Consider the following 17128-nt stretch of genomic DNA (forward strand, 5'->3'; position numbering starts at 1 on the left):
TTATTTTTTCATTTTTTGATCTAATCTATAGATAAACGAAAATATTTCTGCTACAGTATCGTATAACGCTTCAGGGATCTCCTCATCCAGCGTTAAGTGGCGCATGAGTTCGACTAAATTACGGTCTTCTTGGATAGGAACTCCCGACTTTTTTGCTTCTTCAATGATATGGTCTGCCACATAGCCGCTCCCTGTTGCGACGACTTTTGGCGCCTTTTGTTTTTCTTCATCATAATGTAGAGCGACCGCCCTTCTAAGCGGTTTTGAATCCTTCATACTCGTAAGTCCAGCCCTTTCTCGCTGATTTTATGAAAGTGTTCATCTAGAAAGTGAGACGGATCTACTGGCTCTTGTCTCTTCTTTGCTGTAATTCCCGTTAAACTGTATCCTAAGGCATTTAAATTCTCCCGAACAGCTGGAATCATCGGATTAATGGTTCCTTGAAGTTCATGACCGGTTTCAACTGTAATTGCCATGACCTTTTGCTGAATCGTACAGTCGATTAATGTCTCTTCGAGGTTTTCCATGTTTAAGTAAAACATGAGACGGCACTGAGAAATATCAATAGAGCCATCTTTTTTCTTATGTCCTTTTAGAATAAAGGTTAAATCTTGAACACTATGTTTTGAAAAGAGCGGATAAGAGACCATCATTTGGCTGATGGTTTGGTTCTCCTGCTGCACAAATAACTGCCCGTTCAATCTATGAAACAATTGATCGACTTCTTTTTTTACGGGCTCTGGTAAATCAGCCTGCCTCACATCATTTAAGACGAGCTTTAATTGGTGAAGCTCCTGACTTTTTACATCCTGGCTGCCTTTTTCGAGTAGTTTCAGCATACCGATTTCATCTCGTACACCTATTGCCTTTTTCATCGTCATGAGTAAATCGAGCACATCGGTTTTATTGCTTAATGCCGGTTCCGTCTGCTGCACCACCTGAGCCAATGCTTTTGCCTCTGTTTTTGACAGGAACGGAAATTCTTTTTGAAGCACGGATGCTTTTGCGTCAGGCTGAGATCCTGCCTGCTGAAGCCCTTGCAGCAATGACGTGAGCTGTTTTAAGCTAGGCTCTTGCTGCCCATCTGCACCTTGCTTCGTCAAACTTGCCATTATCCGCTCAATTTGCTGAAGCGGGATTTGCAGCTCTTTTGGACTTGTTGACTGCTGCACGTTAGATTGAAGAACTTGGGTCGTCTGACGCTCTTGAGCGATTGGAGCTTGGCTATTTTCTTTTGGCTGAGACAGATTGGGCTGAGGCGTTACAGATAGACTGCCTCCTTGCTTCGCCGCCCCTTCTCTCGCTGCTAGAAGGACCGATAAGAGCTTTTCTGCATGGACGGTCGTCTCAGCATCTATGACTGATCGAATGGCTTGTGTAAGGGCCTGTGTGGCGTCTGAGTGCTTCGGGAGCTGTGTTAATCGTTCTAGCAACGCTGTCATATCCTGATGAAGAGCAGAGGATGATTTCACGGCTAAAATTGATTGAAGCACTCCTTCCTGGATCGGCAAGTCTTTCTTTAAAGCAAATAGGAGTGCCTGAAGACCTTTTTTCACATCAGCTCCTTGAAGCTGTTCGATCCACTTCACTGCCGTTTTTAACTCTGCTTCGTTGATAACGGATTTTTCTTTTAAAAAAGCTGTGGCTGTTAGGATGTTTTCAAGTCCGTTTTTAAGTGAGAGACCTTCTAATAGTTTGGCAGCTGCATCCTTTAATGTCTTAGGGTCTTGATCAAATTGCTGTACTGGCCTTAGTTTATTGAGGCTGTCTCCACCCTCTTGTTCAAATTGGAACCAATAAAATGCGTCTGCTTTGAGCTGAGCCGCTAGCTGTGCTTTTATTTTTGTTGAGCCTATTTGAACAAGGGCTGTATCATCTCCAAGCATTTTCAGTACTTTACCGAGGATCAGCCGATGCACATTTTCCTTTCCTTCGGTGTTTAATGGAACAGATTCTGCCGCACTTAACCGGCTATTCAGTGCTGTATGTATGTCCTCAACTCTTGTCATCACAGGCAGCCTCCTTGGTCAAAAATTTATGATATAACGGATTTCACTGGCGCAAACGATAATCGATGGATTGGGACAGCTCCATGTGTTTGAATGGCAGCCAGATGCTCTTTTGTTCCGTACCCTTTATGTTTTTCAAATTGATACTCAGGGTACTTACGCCCGTATTCTTCCATCATCTGATCCCTTGTCACTTTTGCAATACATGCACCTGCTGCGATGGACGCACTTTTTGCATCTCCTTTGATGATATTCTCTTGGTGAATAGGAAGCGGGAGCGTCATGGCATCTATGAGTAGATAATCAGGTGTATGAGTTAACTGCTCCACAGCTCTCACCATCGCCAGTCTTGATGCCTCGTAAATATTGATTTCATCAATCGTAGCCGCATCAACAATGCCGATTCCGATATCAAGTGCTTCTTTTTGGATCAGGTCATAATACGCCAATCTTTTTTTCTCAGATAATTGCTTTGAGTCGTTTAAACCGAGCAGGACTGTGTCTTCCTTTAATATAACAGCTGCTGCGACTACAGGGCCTGCCAGTGGTCCTCTTCCTGCTTCATCTATTCCAGCAATACATGTGTATCCCTGCGCCTTAGCTTTGTTTTCAAATTGCAGCATTTCATTCCATGCTGCACGAAGTTGCTGCTGCTTTTCTCTCTCTTTGTGCCACTTCTCTATCAGTTTTTGGACACTTTTTCTCGTATCATCTTTTACAAGCTCACGAATGTATGACTCGTCTTGCGAATGCTTTTCTATCAGTTCTTTTATTTGTTTCACCGTGTACATCAGCTTTTCGTCAGCCTCCTTCTTTATATCGGCAGTTTTCCGCAAAAAATAAAGACCCGCATGAGCTGCGTGTCTTTTAGCTTTCAGGCTTCTCAAAAGTGAGGGGACCAAATTTTTCTGTTCGAATATCCCGAATAATGATTTCGGTGGTTTTGTCGTAATTAATAAATCCACCGCTCATGAGACAGCCGCGCTTTGTACCTATTGCATCAAACAGCTCAACCGTATCTTCAGGGATCTCCGCCAGGTCATAGCGTTTTTTTAATCGCTCTGGATAGTTCTCTTCTAGAAAGCGAAGTCCATACACAGCGACATCCTGTAAGTTGATGATAGAATCTTTGATCGCTCCAGTCACCGCTAGCCTGAGTCCTACTTGCTCATCTTCAAACTTAGGCCAGAGGATTCCAGGTGTATCAAGCAGTTCAAGTTCTTTCCCTACCTTCACCCATTGCTGTGAGGTGGTAATACCAGGCCGGTCTCCTGTTTTGGCAATGTTCTTTTTCGCTAAACGATTGATTAAGGTCGATTTCCCGACGTTGGGAATCCCGATAATCAGCGCCCGGATTGCACGCGGTTTGACACCTTTTGCTTTCATGCGGTCGAATTTTTCTTTTAAGATTTCTTTTGAAGTTGTGATGATCTGATTTAACCCTTGTCCATCGACAGAGTTAATGGCAAGTGACCGAACGCCTTGCTGCTCAAAGTGCGCCTGCCACTCCTTTGTCATACGAGGATCGGCTTTATCTGCTTTGTTTAATAGCATGATTTTGGGTTTGTTCTGAAGGATTTCTTCGATCATTGGGTTTCTAGAGGACATCGGAATTCTAGCATCGGTTAATTCAAATACGATGTCGATGAGCTTTAATTTTTCTGTGACTTCACGTCTTGCTTTTGCCATATGGCCTGGAAACCATTGAATCGTCATATGTGCACCTTCTCTTCTATCGATTATCTCTATACATTGTACAAAAAAAGAGCCTGTTACAGGTAACAAGCTCTTTCCTTTGATATCATTATCGTCTGATTTCTTTGATACGAGCCGCTTTACCGCGAAGTTCACGTAGGTAGTAAAGTTTCGCACGACGTACCTTACCGTGACGTACAACTTCGATCTTAGCGATTTTTGGTGTGTGTACAGGGAATGTACGCTCAACGCCTACACCGTAAGAAATCTTACGAACTGTGAAAGTTTCGCTGATTCCACCACCACGACGCTTAATTACAACACCTTCAAAGATCTGGATACGCTCACGAGTACCCTCGACAACTTTAACGTGTACACGTAAAGTGTCACCAGGACGGAACGCAGGAAGATCAGTGCGTAATTGTTCTTTTGTGATTTCTTCAATCAAATGTTGCATCGTTTTCAACTCCTTCCAACAGATGCTCATGTCCTCTTTCTTCATTGCAGCGGAACATCGTTTTCAAACTTGAATCGGCAAGCCGTCCAAGTCACAAGTAGTATCATACCATACCTCTATGCAGTGTGCAATACAATCTAGTCATTATGAAGCTGCCAAAGCCATCTTTTTTCTTCATCTGTTAACGTTTTGCATGAATCGATCAAATCTGGCCGTCTTGTATAGGTTCTCTTCAAGGATTCTTTGCGCCGCCACTCTTCAATTTTTGCATGATTTCCAGAGAGGAGCACATCCGGCACTTTTAGTCCTTTATAATCGGCAGGTCTTGTATAGTGCGGGTGCTCTAGCAGACCTGTACTAAATGAATCTTCAATGTGAGACGCTTCTTTTCCAAGCACATGAGGCAAAAGCCTGACCACACTGTCTGCAATCATCATCGCTGGCAGTTCTCCGCCTGTGAGAACGAAATCCCCAATTGAGATTTCATCTGTGACAAGATGCTCCCTGATGCGCTCATCGTAGCCTTCATAATGGCCGCAAATGAACATAAGGTGTTCTTCTTTTGCAAGTTCCTCTGCCTTCTTTTGTGTATATCTTTCCCCTTGAGGACAGACAAGAATGACTCGGGGCTTCTTGCTTGCTTTCTTCGTCAAATCTTCTACCGCATCGAATACGGGCTGTGCTTTCAGTACCATACCAGCACCGCCGCCATACGGATAGTCATCCACTGTTTTATGCTTATGATCCGAGTACTCTCTAAAATTGACAACATTGAATGAGACAGCTTCTTTCTCCTGTGCCTTTTTTAAGATCGATGAGTGAAGCACACCTTCGAACATTTCAGGAAAAAGCGTTAAAAAGTCGATTTTCATTCGTCAATGAGTCCTTCCATCACTTCAATGTGTACGGTTTTGGATGAGATATCGATCTTTTTGACAACAGATGGGATATAAGGAATCAGGGCATCTTTTTTGCCTTTTCTTCCAACCACCCAGACATCATTTGCCCCTGGTGTTAAAATCTCTTTGATTTGGCCGACAAGCTGATCTTCTTCATCGTATACTTCACAGCCAATGATTTGATGGAAATAAAATTCTCCTTCGCCCAAAGAACCGAGATGTTCTTTTTCTACTTTTAAAATCGATTCTTTCAACTGCTCTGCTTCATTTAAGGAGCTAATTTCTTCAAATGTGAGCAAATCAAACTGTTTATGCTGCCTATGTGATGCGACAGTGACTTTCAGCGGCTCCCCTTGACCTTGCTTAAAAATATAGAGGAGGCTTCCTTTTTTGTAACGCTCTTCTGGGAAATCTGTCTTTGACACGACGCGTACTTCTCCGCGGACTCCGTGTGTATTGACAATCTTTCCAACATTCAACCATTCTCGTTCCATGTTCTCAATCACCCCTGACGTATTTCCACAATGGTGCCGTCTTTCACGACGATGACATTATCTTGCATCTTGTCATCCCATTTATCACCTATTTTCACTTCAACCAGCGCATCCACTTCTGTCTCTTTCATTTCACTTCCAAGCGGCAAAATATGCAGCTGCTCTACTTGAAAATCAATTTGCCGGATCTTCTCCTGGCGTTTATCGATGGCTTTTTGAAATTGAGGGATGGCTTCTTGCTGATGTGGTTCTTTTTCATGTTTTTTCAGTTGAAAATATAGTTGATTGCATTCACGTTCTAGTCTTTCTTTTTTCTCCAAAAAAGTCGTTAACAGTTTGTCCTTACTGCTTTCAGTTAATACTTGCATGACGGTGACATGTTGAATGATCTGCATCTTCCTTTTTGTCCCCCTATCCGAAGGCATTTGTCCTCTACAGTATAACGAAAAATAGATTTAAACGTGTAAAAAAAGGGGAGGTCCTAAGCCCTCTCCCTTTTTAGTCAGCAATCTCAAGTTGAACTTTCTTAGAAGACTCTGCACTTGCTGCAAACATGACTGTTCGTATCGCTTTTGCTGTACGTCCCTGCTTTCCGATCACTTTTCCGGTATCTTCAGCATTGACAGACAGTGTGTAAATCACTTGCTCATCTTTTTCTAATGAAGATACGTGAATATCTTCAGGGAAATCAACAAGTGGCTCGACGATGGACACAATCAATTCTTCCAAGGACAGCTCATTCATTATTTGCTGTTTTTCGCATTATGAAATTTTTCAAGAATTCCTTGGCTTGAGAAAAGGTTGCGAACTGTATCAGATGGTTTCGCACCATTTTGAAGCCATTTAAGCGCTAATTCTTCGTTGATTTTCACCTCAGCTGGTGATAACACTGGATTGTATGTTCCAACTGTTTCGATGAAACGACCGTCACGTGGTGAACGAGAATCTGCTACAACAATACGATAGAAAGGAGATCTTTTTGATCCCATACGTTTTAAACGAATTTTTACTGCCATTTTACTAGCACCTCCGAAAATATTTCAACAAGATAGTATATTAACAATGATAAAAGGGTTTGTAAAGTGTTTTTTCTTAACAACGGTTTTATCATGTATAACCAATTACATAAATGGTAATTTAAAGCCTTTTTTCTTCCCTTTGGACATGTTGGTCATTTGCTTCATCATCTTTTTCATTTCGTCAAATTGCTTTAAAAGGCGATTGACTTCCTGTACAGATGTTCCGCTTCCTTTTGCAATCCGTTTTCTTCGGCTTGCATTGATGACCTCTGGCTGTTCTTTTTCCTCGGTCGTCATTGATTTAATGATCGCTTCGATGTGATTGAGCTGCTTTTCGTCTACTTGGACGTTTTTGAGCCCTTTCATTTTACCGGCTCCCGGCATCATTTGGATCAATTCATCAAGTGGACCCATATTACGAACTTGCCCAAGCTGCTCGAGGAAATCATCGAGCGTAAAGCTCATGGTCCGCATTTTTTGTTCAAGCTCTTTCGCTTTATCTTGGTCAACGTTTGCCTGTGCTTTTTCAATAAGTGTAAGCACATCTCCCATGCCAAGAATTCTTGATGCCATCCGCTCCGGGTGGAATGGTTCAATCGCATCCAGCTTTTCTCCTAGTGCGGCGAATTTAATCGGCGTATTGGTGACAGCTCGAATGGAAAGTGCTGCCCCGCCTCGTGTATCCCCGTCTAGTTTCGTTAGAACGACACCTGTCAAACCAAGCTGTTCATTAAAGCTTTTTGCTACATTGACAGCATCTTGACCTGTCATAGAGTCAACAACAAGGAAAATTTCTTCTGGATTGGCTACTTCTTTTACTTTCTGAAGTTCATCCATCAATTCTTCATCGATATGAAGGCGTCCTGCTGTATCTAAAATGACATAATCGTGGTGTTCTTCTTTCGCTTTTTCGATTGCCTGTTTGGCAATGTCGACAGGACTGACTTGATCACCTAATGAAAACACAGGCATATCAAGCTGTTTCCCCAGCGTTTGAAGCTGCTGGATCGCTGCTGGTCTGTAAATATCTGCAGCCACCATCATCGGCTTGCGATTATGTTTTTTGCGAAGTAAATTGGCAAGCTTCCCAGTTGTGGTTGTTTTACCTGCCCCTTGAAGACCAACCATCATAATGACTGTCGGAGATTTTTTCGCTACAGCGATTTTACTCTCTTCCCCACCCATTAATTCAGTGAGTTCTTCTTTTACAACTTTAATGACCTGTTGTCCAGGGGTAAGGCTTTTCATCACCTCTTGTCCAACTGCCCGCTCGCTTACTTTTTTCACAAAGTCTTTGACTACTTTAAAATTGACGTCAGCTTCAAGAAGGGCAAGGCGTACCTCGCGCATCATTTCTTTTACATCTTGCTCTGACACTTTTCCTTTGCCGCGGATTTTTGAAATCGTCTGCTGCAGTCGGTCGGCTAATCCTTCAAATGCCATACTGTGCCGCCTCCTAATCTAATTTCTCAAGCGATTCAATTAAAGCTTCTGCTTCTTCCGTCTGAGCGGAATCTGCTACAAGCTCTCTCATTTTTTTGAGAAGTTCTTTACGCTCTTTAAATTTCTTAAACAAGAGCAGCTTTTCTTCATATTGTTCAAGCATCGCTTCAGTCCGTTTAATATTATCATAAACAGCCTGTCTTGATACTTCATATTCATCCGCAATTTCTCCGAGGGAAAAATCGTCTAGGTAGTAAAGCGACATGTAGCTCTTTTGCTTTGCGGTTAACAACGATTGATAGAAGTCAAACAAGTAGTTCATTCTCGTTGTTTTTTCAAGCGTCATGGGCTCTCTCCCCTTTGTTAAGTTCATTCCCTTTACATCAACTAAGTTTACACGGTTCTCTACTGTGTGTCAAGTTTTTATCTTGTCACTTCATGAAGCGGTGTATAAATAAAAATGCCAGCAGTTTTTGCCGGCATTTTTGTTAGTCCTCTTGATCAATGACGTCTGAGAATAATCCATACACATACGATTCTGCATCGAACTCTTGCAGATCGTCTACCTTTTCACCTAAACCGACAAGCTTCACGGGGATGTTCAGCTCATTGCGAATTGCAAGGACAATTCCGCCTTTTGCAGTACCGTCAAGCTTTGTTAAAGCAATTCCTGTCACATTCGTCGCTTTAGAAAATTCCTTCGCTTGTGCCATCGCATTTTGACCGGTTGTTGCATCAAGAGCGAGCAGTACTTCATGAGGTGCATCTGGAACCTCGCGTTCAATGACTCTCTTGACCTTCTCTAGCTCTTTCATCAAGTTGACTTTGTTTTGCAGTCGTCCTGCTGTATCACAGATGAGTACATCCGCATTTTTCGCTTTTGCTGATTGAACGGCATCATAGATCACCGCTGCTGGGTCAGAGCCAGCCGTCTGTTTGACAACAGGGACACCTGAACGCTCTCCCCATACTTCAAGCTGCTCAATTGCACCGGCACGGAACGTATCACCTGCTGCTAAAATGACGGATTTCCCTTCATTTTTCAGCTTATTCGCAAGCTTGCCGATAGTCGTTGTTTTCCCAACGCCATTGACACCTACAAATAAAATGATATTTAATCGGCCGTCTTCGATGTTCAGCGCAGAGATTTGTTCCTCTCCGCTATTGTAGATTTCAACCAGTTTTTCAGAGATGACCGATTGTACTTCACTTGGGTCTTGAATGTTTCTTAATTTCACTTCTTTTTTCAGCTCATCAATCAGTTCCATCACCGTTGTGAAACCGACATCTGCTCCGATCAGAACTTCTTCTAATTCTTCAAAAAAGTCTTCATCGACTTTACGGTAGCGAGAAATCAGTTCATTTACTCTTCCTTGAAAGGAGTTTCTCGTTTTTTCAAGTCCATCTTTAAACTTTTCTGATACTGAATCGGTTTGCTGCGTAAATTTTTCTTTTAATTTCTTAAAAAAGCTCATTTGGTTCAAAAACCTCCTTTAATTACTGGACAAGCTCTTTCGTTTCTTCTAGTTTGACGGATACAAGCTTAGAAACACCTGACTCCTGCATCGTAACGCCATAGAGCACATCTGCTTCTTCCATTGTTCCTTTACGGTGCGTAATGACAATGAACTGTGTTTCCTGGCTGTATTTCTTTAAATATTGCGCAAAGCGGAAAACATTTGCTTCATCAAGCGCCGCTTCGACCTCATCTAACACGCAGAATGGAACAGGTCTGACTTTTAAAATAGAGAATAGTAAAGCAATCGCGGTTAATGCTCTCTCTCCGCCTGAAAGCAGGCTTAAGTTTTGCAGTTTTTTCCCTGGCGGCTGCGCGACAATATCAACGCCAGAGTTTAGTAAATCGTTTGGATCTGTCAGCTTAAGATCTGCTCTTCCGCCGCCAAATAATGCTTGGAAAACCGATTCGAAATGCCCGCGGATTTGCGAGAATGTTTCAGAGAAGCGCTTTGTCATCTCTTGATCCATTTCTTCGATGACTTGGAATAATGTATTTTTCGCTTCTGTCAGATCGTTTCGCTGTTCTGTTAAAAAGAGATATCGTTCATTTACTCGTTCATACTCATCAATGCTGCCTAAGTTCACTGTTCCTAGCTCTTCAATGGCTAATTTGATCAGCTTCACTCGTTTTCTTGCTTCATCTGGTGATAACGTCAGATGATACATCTCTTTTGCCCCTTCAAACGAAAGGGCATACTCTTCGTTCAAATAAGCGATGAGGTTGTCGAGCTCAACTTCCATACGGCCAAGCTTAATCTCTTCATCTTTTAAGCTTGTGGTGAGCTGCTTGTAAAGACGCTTTTGTTCTTTCAATTCACGTTCAGCAAATTCTAACGTTTCAGAAAGAGCCAGGCGCTGTTTACGACGCTCTGAAATAAGTGCGGTTGTTTTGTTTTTGTTTTCCAGTTTCTCTTTCGCCGCTTCTTCCAGCTGTTCTGCTCCGCTTGAGCTAGACGTCATTTCACTTGTTAAGAGTGACAGGTCTTCTTTTGTTTCCATCAGCGTTTGTTCAGCCTCTTCTAATTCGGCCATTAAGCTCGAAAGCTTTTCTTGTTCATTCGCTAAGGACTGCTCTTTTTTGGCAAGCAAGATTTTCAGCTCTGTTAATTCGGCAGAAATGGTTTCTTTCGTTGAGCTTTGAGTCTGCTTACGCTTTGTTAATGTATTGATCTCTTGATCAAGCGTGGTCAGTTTCTCCCCTATTGAAACTTCAAGGGCTGCCTGCGTTTTGTCCTTATCTGTAAGTTCAGTAGAACGCTGCTGCAATTCTTCTTTTTCTTGATCATAGAGTTCAAGGTGAGCATTAATATTTTTTTCGGCTACTTGCAGTTCGTATAGCTTCCCTTTGAGCTCTTGCTGCTTTTCTCGAAGCGTTTCTCCGCGTTGACGCAGTTCGTTTAATTGGCTTTCGTTTACTGCAATCAATTGCTTCGTTTCTTTTGTTTCTTTTTCAAGGATCGTTGTTTTTTCTTCCATTTCAACGAGCTGCTTTGTTAATGTTTCGATCTCCCGGTTTCTTGAAAGAAGAGAGTTGTTCTTTTTCTTTACACCGCCACCGGTCATTGAACCGCCGGGGTTCACGACATCTCCATCAAGGGTCACGATGCGATAACGATGACCAAGCATTTTTGCCAGTTCATTGGCGCCTTTTAAGTCTCTAACGATAAGTACCGTTCCAAGCAAGTTCTGTATGACTTTTTGATACTTTTCATCAAAGGAAACAAGGTGACTTGCTACACCGATAAATGCAGCATGCTGCTCAGCTGTTTGGACGTCCCTATGCTGAATGGTTCGTTCTTTGATCACATTCATTGGCAGGAAGGTCGCACGTCCAAAGGAGTGCTGCTTTAAGTATGCAATTGCTTGTCTCGCAGCTGCTTCATTTTCTGTGACTACGTGCTGCGTTGCTGCGCCTAGCGCGATTTCAATCGCTGTCTCATGCTGCTGATCTGTTTGAATCAGCTCTGCAATGGCACCGTGAATACCGCCTAAACGCTCTTTTGCCTTTAAGACCTCTTTCACTCCTTGGAAAAAGCCTGAAAAGTCTTCCTGCATGGATTCTAGCATCTCTTTTTTCGATCTTGCCTGCTGCACATATTGATAGGCTTGGTAAAGAGCCGTTTCTTTTTTCTCGTATTGACGTTTCATTTGCTCAAGCTTTTGTTCCGCTTCCCTAAAGCGCTTGACCTGACCCAGTATGTCTTCTTCAAGTGCGGAAAGCTGCTGCTCAGCTTCTATTTTCTTTTCTTTGACAGACACACGTTCTTCGATGTGTTTTTGGTTGTTTTGCGTGAGCCGCTCCAGCTGCATGGCCGCTTGGCGCTGCTGTTCTTCTAGTAATTTACGTTCATTGCGGATGGTAGCCTGTTCATTAAGCAGATCAAAATAATCGCTTTTTAGCTGTTCAATTTGACCTTCCACATCTTCACTATGAAGCGACAGTTGATGCTGCTTTGTTTTCACTTCATCTTTTAGCTGCTGCACTTCTTTTTGAAGGCTGTCCCGCGTGATTTTCTGCTGCTGAATCTTTTCGGTTAACTGCGTCTGCTTTTCAGTTAAGCGAATGAGCGTTTCTTCTAGCTGTCCTTGGTTTGCAGCTGCATTTTTTTTCCGTTCTTTTAATACTTCTTTTTTTCCTTCAAGCTTTTCTAATTCCTCACTTGTGAAAAGAAGAACTTCTTGCAGGTCATTAATTGATTCGTCAAGCGCTTGAATGCGGTCTCTTGACTCTTCAATTTTGGCTTCTTTTGCTTGAATATCTGTGGACTGCTTCATTTCATCTTGTTTGAAGCGCTCGACAGCTTCACCAAGTGTTGTCCATTTTTCATGAAGTGCTTCGATGTCATGGACAGTTAAGGCAATTTCGACATTTTCAAGCTCTTCTTTTTTTTGCAAATAGTCCTTTGCAATAGATGCCTGCATTCTTAATGGTTCTACTTGATCTTCTAGTTCATGCAGAATATCTTCTACTCGGTTTAAGTTGTCCTGCGTTTCAAACAGTTTATTCTCGGCTTTTTTCTTTCTTGTTTTATATTTCAAAACACCAGCCGCTTCTTCAAAGATGCTTCTCCTCTCTTCTGCCTTGCTTGATAGAATTTCCTCTACCTTTCCTTGGCTGATGATTGAAAAAGCTTCCTTTCCAAGACCTGAATCCATGAAAAGGTCAATAATATCCTTCAAGCGGACAGATTGATTGTTTATGAGAAATTCACTTTCTCCTGAACGATAGACTCTTCTTGTCACACTGACTTCGTGAAAATCGATCGGTAAAAAGTGATCTTCGTTATCTAATGTTAAAGTCACCTCTGCTAGATTGACTCTTTTTCTTGAGTCGCTTCCTGCAAAAATGATGTCTTCCATTTTTCCTCCGCGGAGGCTTTTCGCTGATTGTTCTCCAAGTACCCAGCGGATGGCATCGGTAATATTACTTTTGCCGCTTCCGTTTGGTCCAACAACAGCTGTGACCCCTTTGACAAAGTCCACGGTCACTCGCTGTGCAAAAGATTTGAATCCTATCACGTCTAAACGTTTGAGGAACATGAGAGTGATCCTCCTTATGTATTTAAAGTACTATCATCTTACCATATGAAGTGAAAAAAGATGATGGAAAACAGAGTGAAATCCCCCTGAATGACGAGGGGGATTTTATTGGTTCATATGATGTTTCTGCAATTTAGCAAGTGCTTCCTGTGCAGCATGCTGTTCTGCTTCTTTTTTAGAGCGGCCATTTCCAATTCCGAGCACTTCTCCGCGCAGGGATACATTTGCTTCAAATTCCCGGTTATGTGCTGGTCCTTTTTCATGCAGGATGTGGTATTCCAGTACACCTTTTCCATCGCGCTGAACGAATTCTTGCAGCTGGCTTTTAAAGTCCATGACATGCGAGAACGCTCCATCGTTAATTTTCGGATAGACATAGGCTTCTAGGAATCGTTCCACTGGCTCCAGCCCCTGATCTAAATAAAGTGCGCCGATAAACGCCTCGAATACGTCCGCTAAGAGTGCTGGTCGTTTTCTCCCGCCTGTCATTTCTTCGCCTTTTCCTAAAAGAACAAGGTCACCGAAGGACAGCTCATGTGCCAGAGACACAAGTGACGGTTCACATACGATTGCCGCTCTTAGTTTCGTTAAATCTCCCTCGCTCATCGCGGGATATTTCGCAAATAAGAATTGAGAGATCGTCAATTCTAAAACAGCATCTCCTAGAAATTCAAGTCTTTCATTATCCTCGTATGGCTTTTTCCGGTGTTCATTCACATAAGAGGAATGCGTAAAGGCTTGATATAGAAGCTTTTCATTTTGAAAGTGTACAGAAATGCGCTGCTGGAATTCCCTAAATTGCTCTAGTTTTTTGCTCTGTTTCTGTTTGTCTTTATAGTGTTTTGGCATAGCAACCTCCAGGTAGGCTTAATCGCCTTTAAGGATACTGATTATATGGAGTCTCTCTTTCTACATGCAAGGAAACATTGCTCCTTAGCATCTGAAAAAGGCTGACAATTGATCAGCTGAATGTGTTGAAACTAACATAAATTTTCAAAGTCCCGTCATGAAAATAGACGGGACTTTGTTACGCTTATTGCTGGCTATTTATGTAGTTCACAGCGTCACCGACTGTTGCAATTTTTTCAGCATCTTCGTCAGAAATTTCCATATCGAACTCATCTTCAAGTTCCATAACTAGCTCAACTACATCAAGGGAATCAGCGCCTAAATCTTCTTTAAATGAAGCTTCCATTTTCACGTCAGCCTCATCAACGCCAAGGCGGTCTACAATAATTTTTGATACACGCTCTAATACGTCTGCCATTGCCTTTCACCTCCCCTCAAAGTATTATAGTTGATTCGTTTTTAAAAAACTAGAGAAAACCTAATGAAATTTTGATATTTCTTAGGACATAACCATTCCGCCATCTACTTGGATGGTTTGGCCTGTAATATAACCTGCTCCTTCTGAAGCTAAAAAGACAACGACGTTGCTAATATCTTCAGGTGCACCAAAGCGTGCAAGCGGGATTTGTTTGAGCATTTCAGACTGCACATTCTCATCAAGCTTGTCTGTCATATCTGTCGAAATAAAGCCTGGTGCTACTGCATTGACTGTAATATGACGAGTTGCCAGCTCTTTTGCTGTTGTTTTCGTTAATCCGATGACACCAGCTTTTGCTGCAACGTAGTTTGCTTGTCCAGGGTTTCCACATACGCCAACTACTGAAGCCAAGTTGATGATTCTTCCGCTGCGCTGTTTCATCATTTGACGTGTCACGGCTTTTGTACAGTTAAAGACCCCTTTTAAGTTTATGTTAATGACGTCATCCCATTCATTTTCTTTCATTCTCATGAGCAGGTTGTCCTTTGTGATCCCTGCATTATTGACAAGAATGTCAATTGAACCAAATGTGTCAATCGCTTGTTTCATGAGCGCTTGTACTTCTTCAGCATTTGAAACATCAGCTTTAACGGCAAATGCCTGCTGGCCAAGTGCTTTGATTTCGTCTACGACTTCATTTGCTTTTGCTTCGTTTCCAGAATAGTTGACGACAACATTTGCACCATTCTTCGCTAAATCGATCGCGATGGAACGGCCAATCCCGCGTGATGCACCTGTTACAACGGCTGTTTTATTTGTAAGCATCAAGAATCCTCCTTCAATGTTTGAATAGCTGCTTCAATTGTTTCCTGATCTGAAACAGAAATGGTTGTCAGGCGGCGATTGACCTTTTTCACAAGGCCTGAAAGTACTTTGCCCGGACCAATTTCAATAAACGTTGTCACGCCTAAATCAATGAGGCGTTCCACACTTTCTTCAAATCGAACAGGAGAATACAATTGTTCAATGAGCTTTGTCTCAATAGCATCACGAGATGTGACGATGTCTGCTGTTACATTTGAGATCACTGGTGTTTTGGCATCCGAAATGTTTAGCTTTGACAGAACATCTGTGAATTTTTCAGCGGCTGGTTTCATTAAGGCAGAATGGAAAGGTCCGCTCACTTCAAGGGCAATCGCACGTTTTGCGCCTTTTTCTTTCGCTTTCTCTGAAGCTAGTTCTACACCTTTTGCTGTACCAGAGATGACGATTTGACCAGGACAGTTTAGGTTAGCGAGTTCTACAAGGTGACCGCTCTCTGTCACTTCTTTTGTCAATTCTAGAAGCGCCGCTTGATCTAAGCCAAGAATCGCTGCCATGGCGCCTTCTCCTGCTGGAACAGCTTCGTTCATTAATTCGCCGCGCTTTCTTACTGCATAGACAGCATCTTGAAACGAAAGTGCGCCTGCTGCAACGAGGGCCGTATATTCACCAAGGCTATGTCCTGCTGCGTAATCTGCTTTGATTCCGCTCTCTTCAAATTTCTTTAAGATGGCGATACTTGTCGTTAAAAGAGCTGGCTGCGCATTATAAGTGAGCGTCAATTCTTCTGCATCTCCTTCAAAAATCATCGAAGATAAGTCAAAACCGAGGGTCTTGTCTGCTTCTTCAAATACAGCTTTAGATACTGCTTCTTGGTCAAATAAATCTTTTCCCATGCCAATTTTTTGAGAGCCTTGGCCAGGGAATAAAAATGCAATTTTAGTCATGCTGCTTTACCTCCATTAAGACTCGTTCGTGGTTTCTTTTTGGACTTCTTGATGAATGATGGCTGAAACGTCTTTTTCTACGATATCACGTGCCTGACGAATTGCATGAAAAATGGCGTTTTCATCAGAGGAGCCGTGTGCTTTAATGACAGGTGCCTTTAAACCAAATAAAGCGGCACCGCCATATTCGGAGTAATCCATTTTAGACTTCATCTGCATCAATTTCGGCTTCATCATGCCAGCTGCTATTTTTGCTGTGAAGCTGGATGTTAATGTTTCTTTCAGCATTTTAAATACAGAAAGGGCTGTGCCTTCAATCGTTTTCAGGGCGATATTTCCTGTGAAACCATCTGTGACAACAACATCAGCAACACCTTCTAGTAAATCACGAGACTCCACATTCCCTACGAAATTCAAGTCTGATGCTTTTAATAATTCAAAGGTTTTTTTCGTGAGATCGTTGCCTTTTTTATCTTCTGTTCCTACATTTAACAATCCAACGCGCGGATTGCTCTTTGGAAAGACACGCTCTGCGTAGATTGATCCCATCATGGCATATTGCATTAGGTGTTCTGGTTTCGCATCAACGTTTGCGCCGACATCCAGTAATAAAAACCCGCTGCCATCAAGTGTTGGCAGTGTTGGAGCAAGTGCCGGTCTGTCTATGCCATCAATTCTTCCTACAATAAACAGTCCTGCTGTCATGAGTGCGCCAGTATTTCCTGCTGAGATGCAGGCATCTGCACGTCCCTCGGATACTTCCTGCGCCATTTTCACCATAGATGAATCCTTTTTACGTCTAACTGCACGCACTGGTTCATCTGTCGGTTCAATGACTTCTTTTGCATCTAAAATCGTGATGCGCTCGTTATTTGTTATGTATGGTTTGATTTTGTTTTCATCGCCGACAAGTGTAATCTCGATATCTGAAAATGCCGTTAAGCTTTTTTGCACACCGTCAATAATGGCTTTAGGGGCATGGTCTCCCCCCATTGCATCGACTGCAATTCTCATATTA

General features: G+C 42.4%; 19 protein-coding genes. All 19 read right to left on the reverse strand.

The window, feature by feature from the left end:
- Positions 1-276, reverse strand: a complete 276-nt coding sequence (locus C6Y01_RS02060; RefSeq protein WP_003211418.1) for a FlhB-like flagellar biosynthesis protein — start codon at positions 274-276, stop codon at positions 1-3.
- The gene (locus tag C6Y01_RS02065) at positions 273-2009 is read right to left on the reverse strand and encodes a glycosyltransferase (protein WP_095285165.1); all 1737 of its coding nucleotides are present in this window, start codon (positions 2007-2009) and stop codon (positions 273-275) included. The genes C6Y01_RS02060 and C6Y01_RS02065 overlap by 4 nt, the downstream gene beginning before the upstream one ends.
- A 26-nt stretch (positions 2010-2035) precedes the next feature.
- Entirely contained in the window at positions 2036-2800 is a 765-nt protein-coding gene (locus C6Y01_RS02070) for a ribonuclease HII (RefSeq protein WP_095285164.1), read from the reverse strand.
- 76 nt (positions 2801-2876) lie between these two features.
- The gene (gene ylqF / locus C6Y01_RS02075) at positions 2877-3725 is read right to left on the reverse strand and encodes a ribosome biogenesis GTPase YlqF (RefSeq protein WP_034662400.1); all 849 of its coding nucleotides are present in this window, start codon (positions 3723-3725) and stop codon (positions 2877-2879) included.
- A gap of 88 nt (positions 3726-3813) precedes the next feature.
- A complete protein-coding gene (gene rplS, locus C6Y01_RS02080) occupies positions 3814-4161 on the reverse strand; it encodes a 50S ribosomal protein L19 (protein ID WP_008354510.1) in 348 nt (115 codons plus the stop codon).
- A 137-nt stretch (positions 4162-4298) separates the two neighbouring features.
- Positions 4299-5033 carry a tRNA (guanosine(37)-N1)-methyltransferase TrmD gene (gene trmD, locus C6Y01_RS02085; protein WP_034662403.1) on the reverse strand — a complete coding sequence of 245 codons (735 nt, stop codon included), beginning with the start codon at positions 5031-5033 and terminating at the stop codon, positions 4299-4301.
- Positions 5030-5554 (reverse strand): ribosome maturation factor RimM, encoded by a 525-nt coding sequence (rimM, locus tag C6Y01_RS02090; protein WP_034662405.1) that lies wholly within the window; start codon positions 5552-5554, stop codon positions 5030-5032. Before rimM ends, trmD begins: the two co-directional genes overlap by 4 nt.
- A gap of 8 nt (positions 5555-5562) precedes the next feature.
- Positions 5563-5949, reverse strand: a complete 387-nt coding sequence (locus C6Y01_RS02095; protein ID WP_024424191.1) for a YlqD family protein — start codon at positions 5947-5949, stop codon at positions 5563-5565.
- 103 nt (positions 5950-6052) lie between these two features.
- Complete coding sequence (locus C6Y01_RS02100; protein ID WP_012009937.1) at positions 6053-6298, reverse strand: KH domain-containing protein; 246 nt, start codon at positions 6296-6298, stop codon at positions 6053-6055.
- The gene (gene rpsP, locus C6Y01_RS02105; protein ID WP_003212139.1) at positions 6298-6570 is read right to left on the reverse strand and encodes a 30S ribosomal protein S16; all 273 of its coding nucleotides are present in this window, start codon (positions 6568-6570) and stop codon (positions 6298-6300) included. The genes C6Y01_RS02100 and rpsP overlap by 1 nt, the downstream gene beginning before the upstream one ends.
- Positions 6571-6675: 105 nt before the next feature.
- Entirely contained in the window at positions 6676-8016 is a 1341-nt protein-coding gene (gene ffh / locus C6Y01_RS02110) for a signal recognition particle protein (RefSeq protein WP_034662408.1), read from the reverse strand.
- Positions 8017-8029: 13 nt separating this feature from the next.
- Positions 8030-8362 carry a putative DNA-binding protein gene (locus C6Y01_RS02115; RefSeq protein ID WP_012009935.1) on the reverse strand — a complete coding sequence of 111 codons (333 nt, stop codon included), beginning with the start codon at positions 8360-8362 and terminating at the stop codon, positions 8030-8032.
- A 142-nt stretch (positions 8363-8504) separates the two neighbouring features.
- Positions 8505-9491, reverse strand: a complete 987-nt coding sequence (gene ftsY, locus C6Y01_RS02120; protein ID WP_034662411.1) for a signal recognition particle-docking protein FtsY — start codon at positions 9489-9491, stop codon at positions 8505-8507.
- Between the two features lie 22 nt (positions 9492-9513).
- Positions 9514-13074, reverse strand: coding sequence for a chromosome segregation protein SMC (gene smc, locus C6Y01_RS02125; RefSeq protein ID WP_034662414.1), 3561 nt, complete (start codon positions 13072-13074; stop codon positions 9514-9516).
- A gap of 105 nt (positions 13075-13179) precedes the next feature.
- Positions 13180-13923, reverse strand: a complete 744-nt coding sequence (gene rnc, locus C6Y01_RS02130) for a ribonuclease III (protein ID WP_034662415.1) — start codon at positions 13921-13923, stop codon at positions 13180-13182.
- Positions 13924-14107: 184 nt separating this feature from the next.
- Positions 14108-14341 (reverse strand): acyl carrier protein, encoded by a 234-nt coding sequence (gene acpP, locus C6Y01_RS02135; RefSeq protein WP_003212028.1) that lies wholly within the window; start codon positions 14339-14341, stop codon positions 14108-14110.
- A gap of 81 nt (positions 14342-14422) precedes the next feature.
- Positions 14423-15166, reverse strand: coding sequence for a 3-oxoacyl-[acyl-carrier-protein] reductase (fabG, locus tag C6Y01_RS02140; RefSeq protein ID WP_060596235.1), 744 nt, complete (start codon positions 15164-15166; stop codon positions 14423-14425).
- Complete coding sequence (fabD, locus tag C6Y01_RS02145; protein WP_034662418.1) at positions 15166-16110, reverse strand: ACP S-malonyltransferase; 945 nt, start codon at positions 16108-16110, stop codon at positions 15166-15168. Before fabD ends, fabG begins: the two co-directional genes overlap by 1 nt.
- Positions 16111-16125: 15 nt before the next feature.
- The gene (gene plsX / locus C6Y01_RS02150; RefSeq protein WP_034662420.1) at positions 16126-17124 is read right to left on the reverse strand and encodes a phosphate acyltransferase PlsX; all 999 of its coding nucleotides are present in this window, start codon (positions 17122-17124) and stop codon (positions 16126-16128) included.
- Positions 17125-17128 lie beyond the last annotated feature (4 nt).

Origin of the sequence: Bacillus sp. NMCC46, from assembly GCF_002998465.1 — a bacterium.
GTDB lineage: Bacteria > Bacillota > Bacilli > Bacillales > Bacillaceae > Bacillus.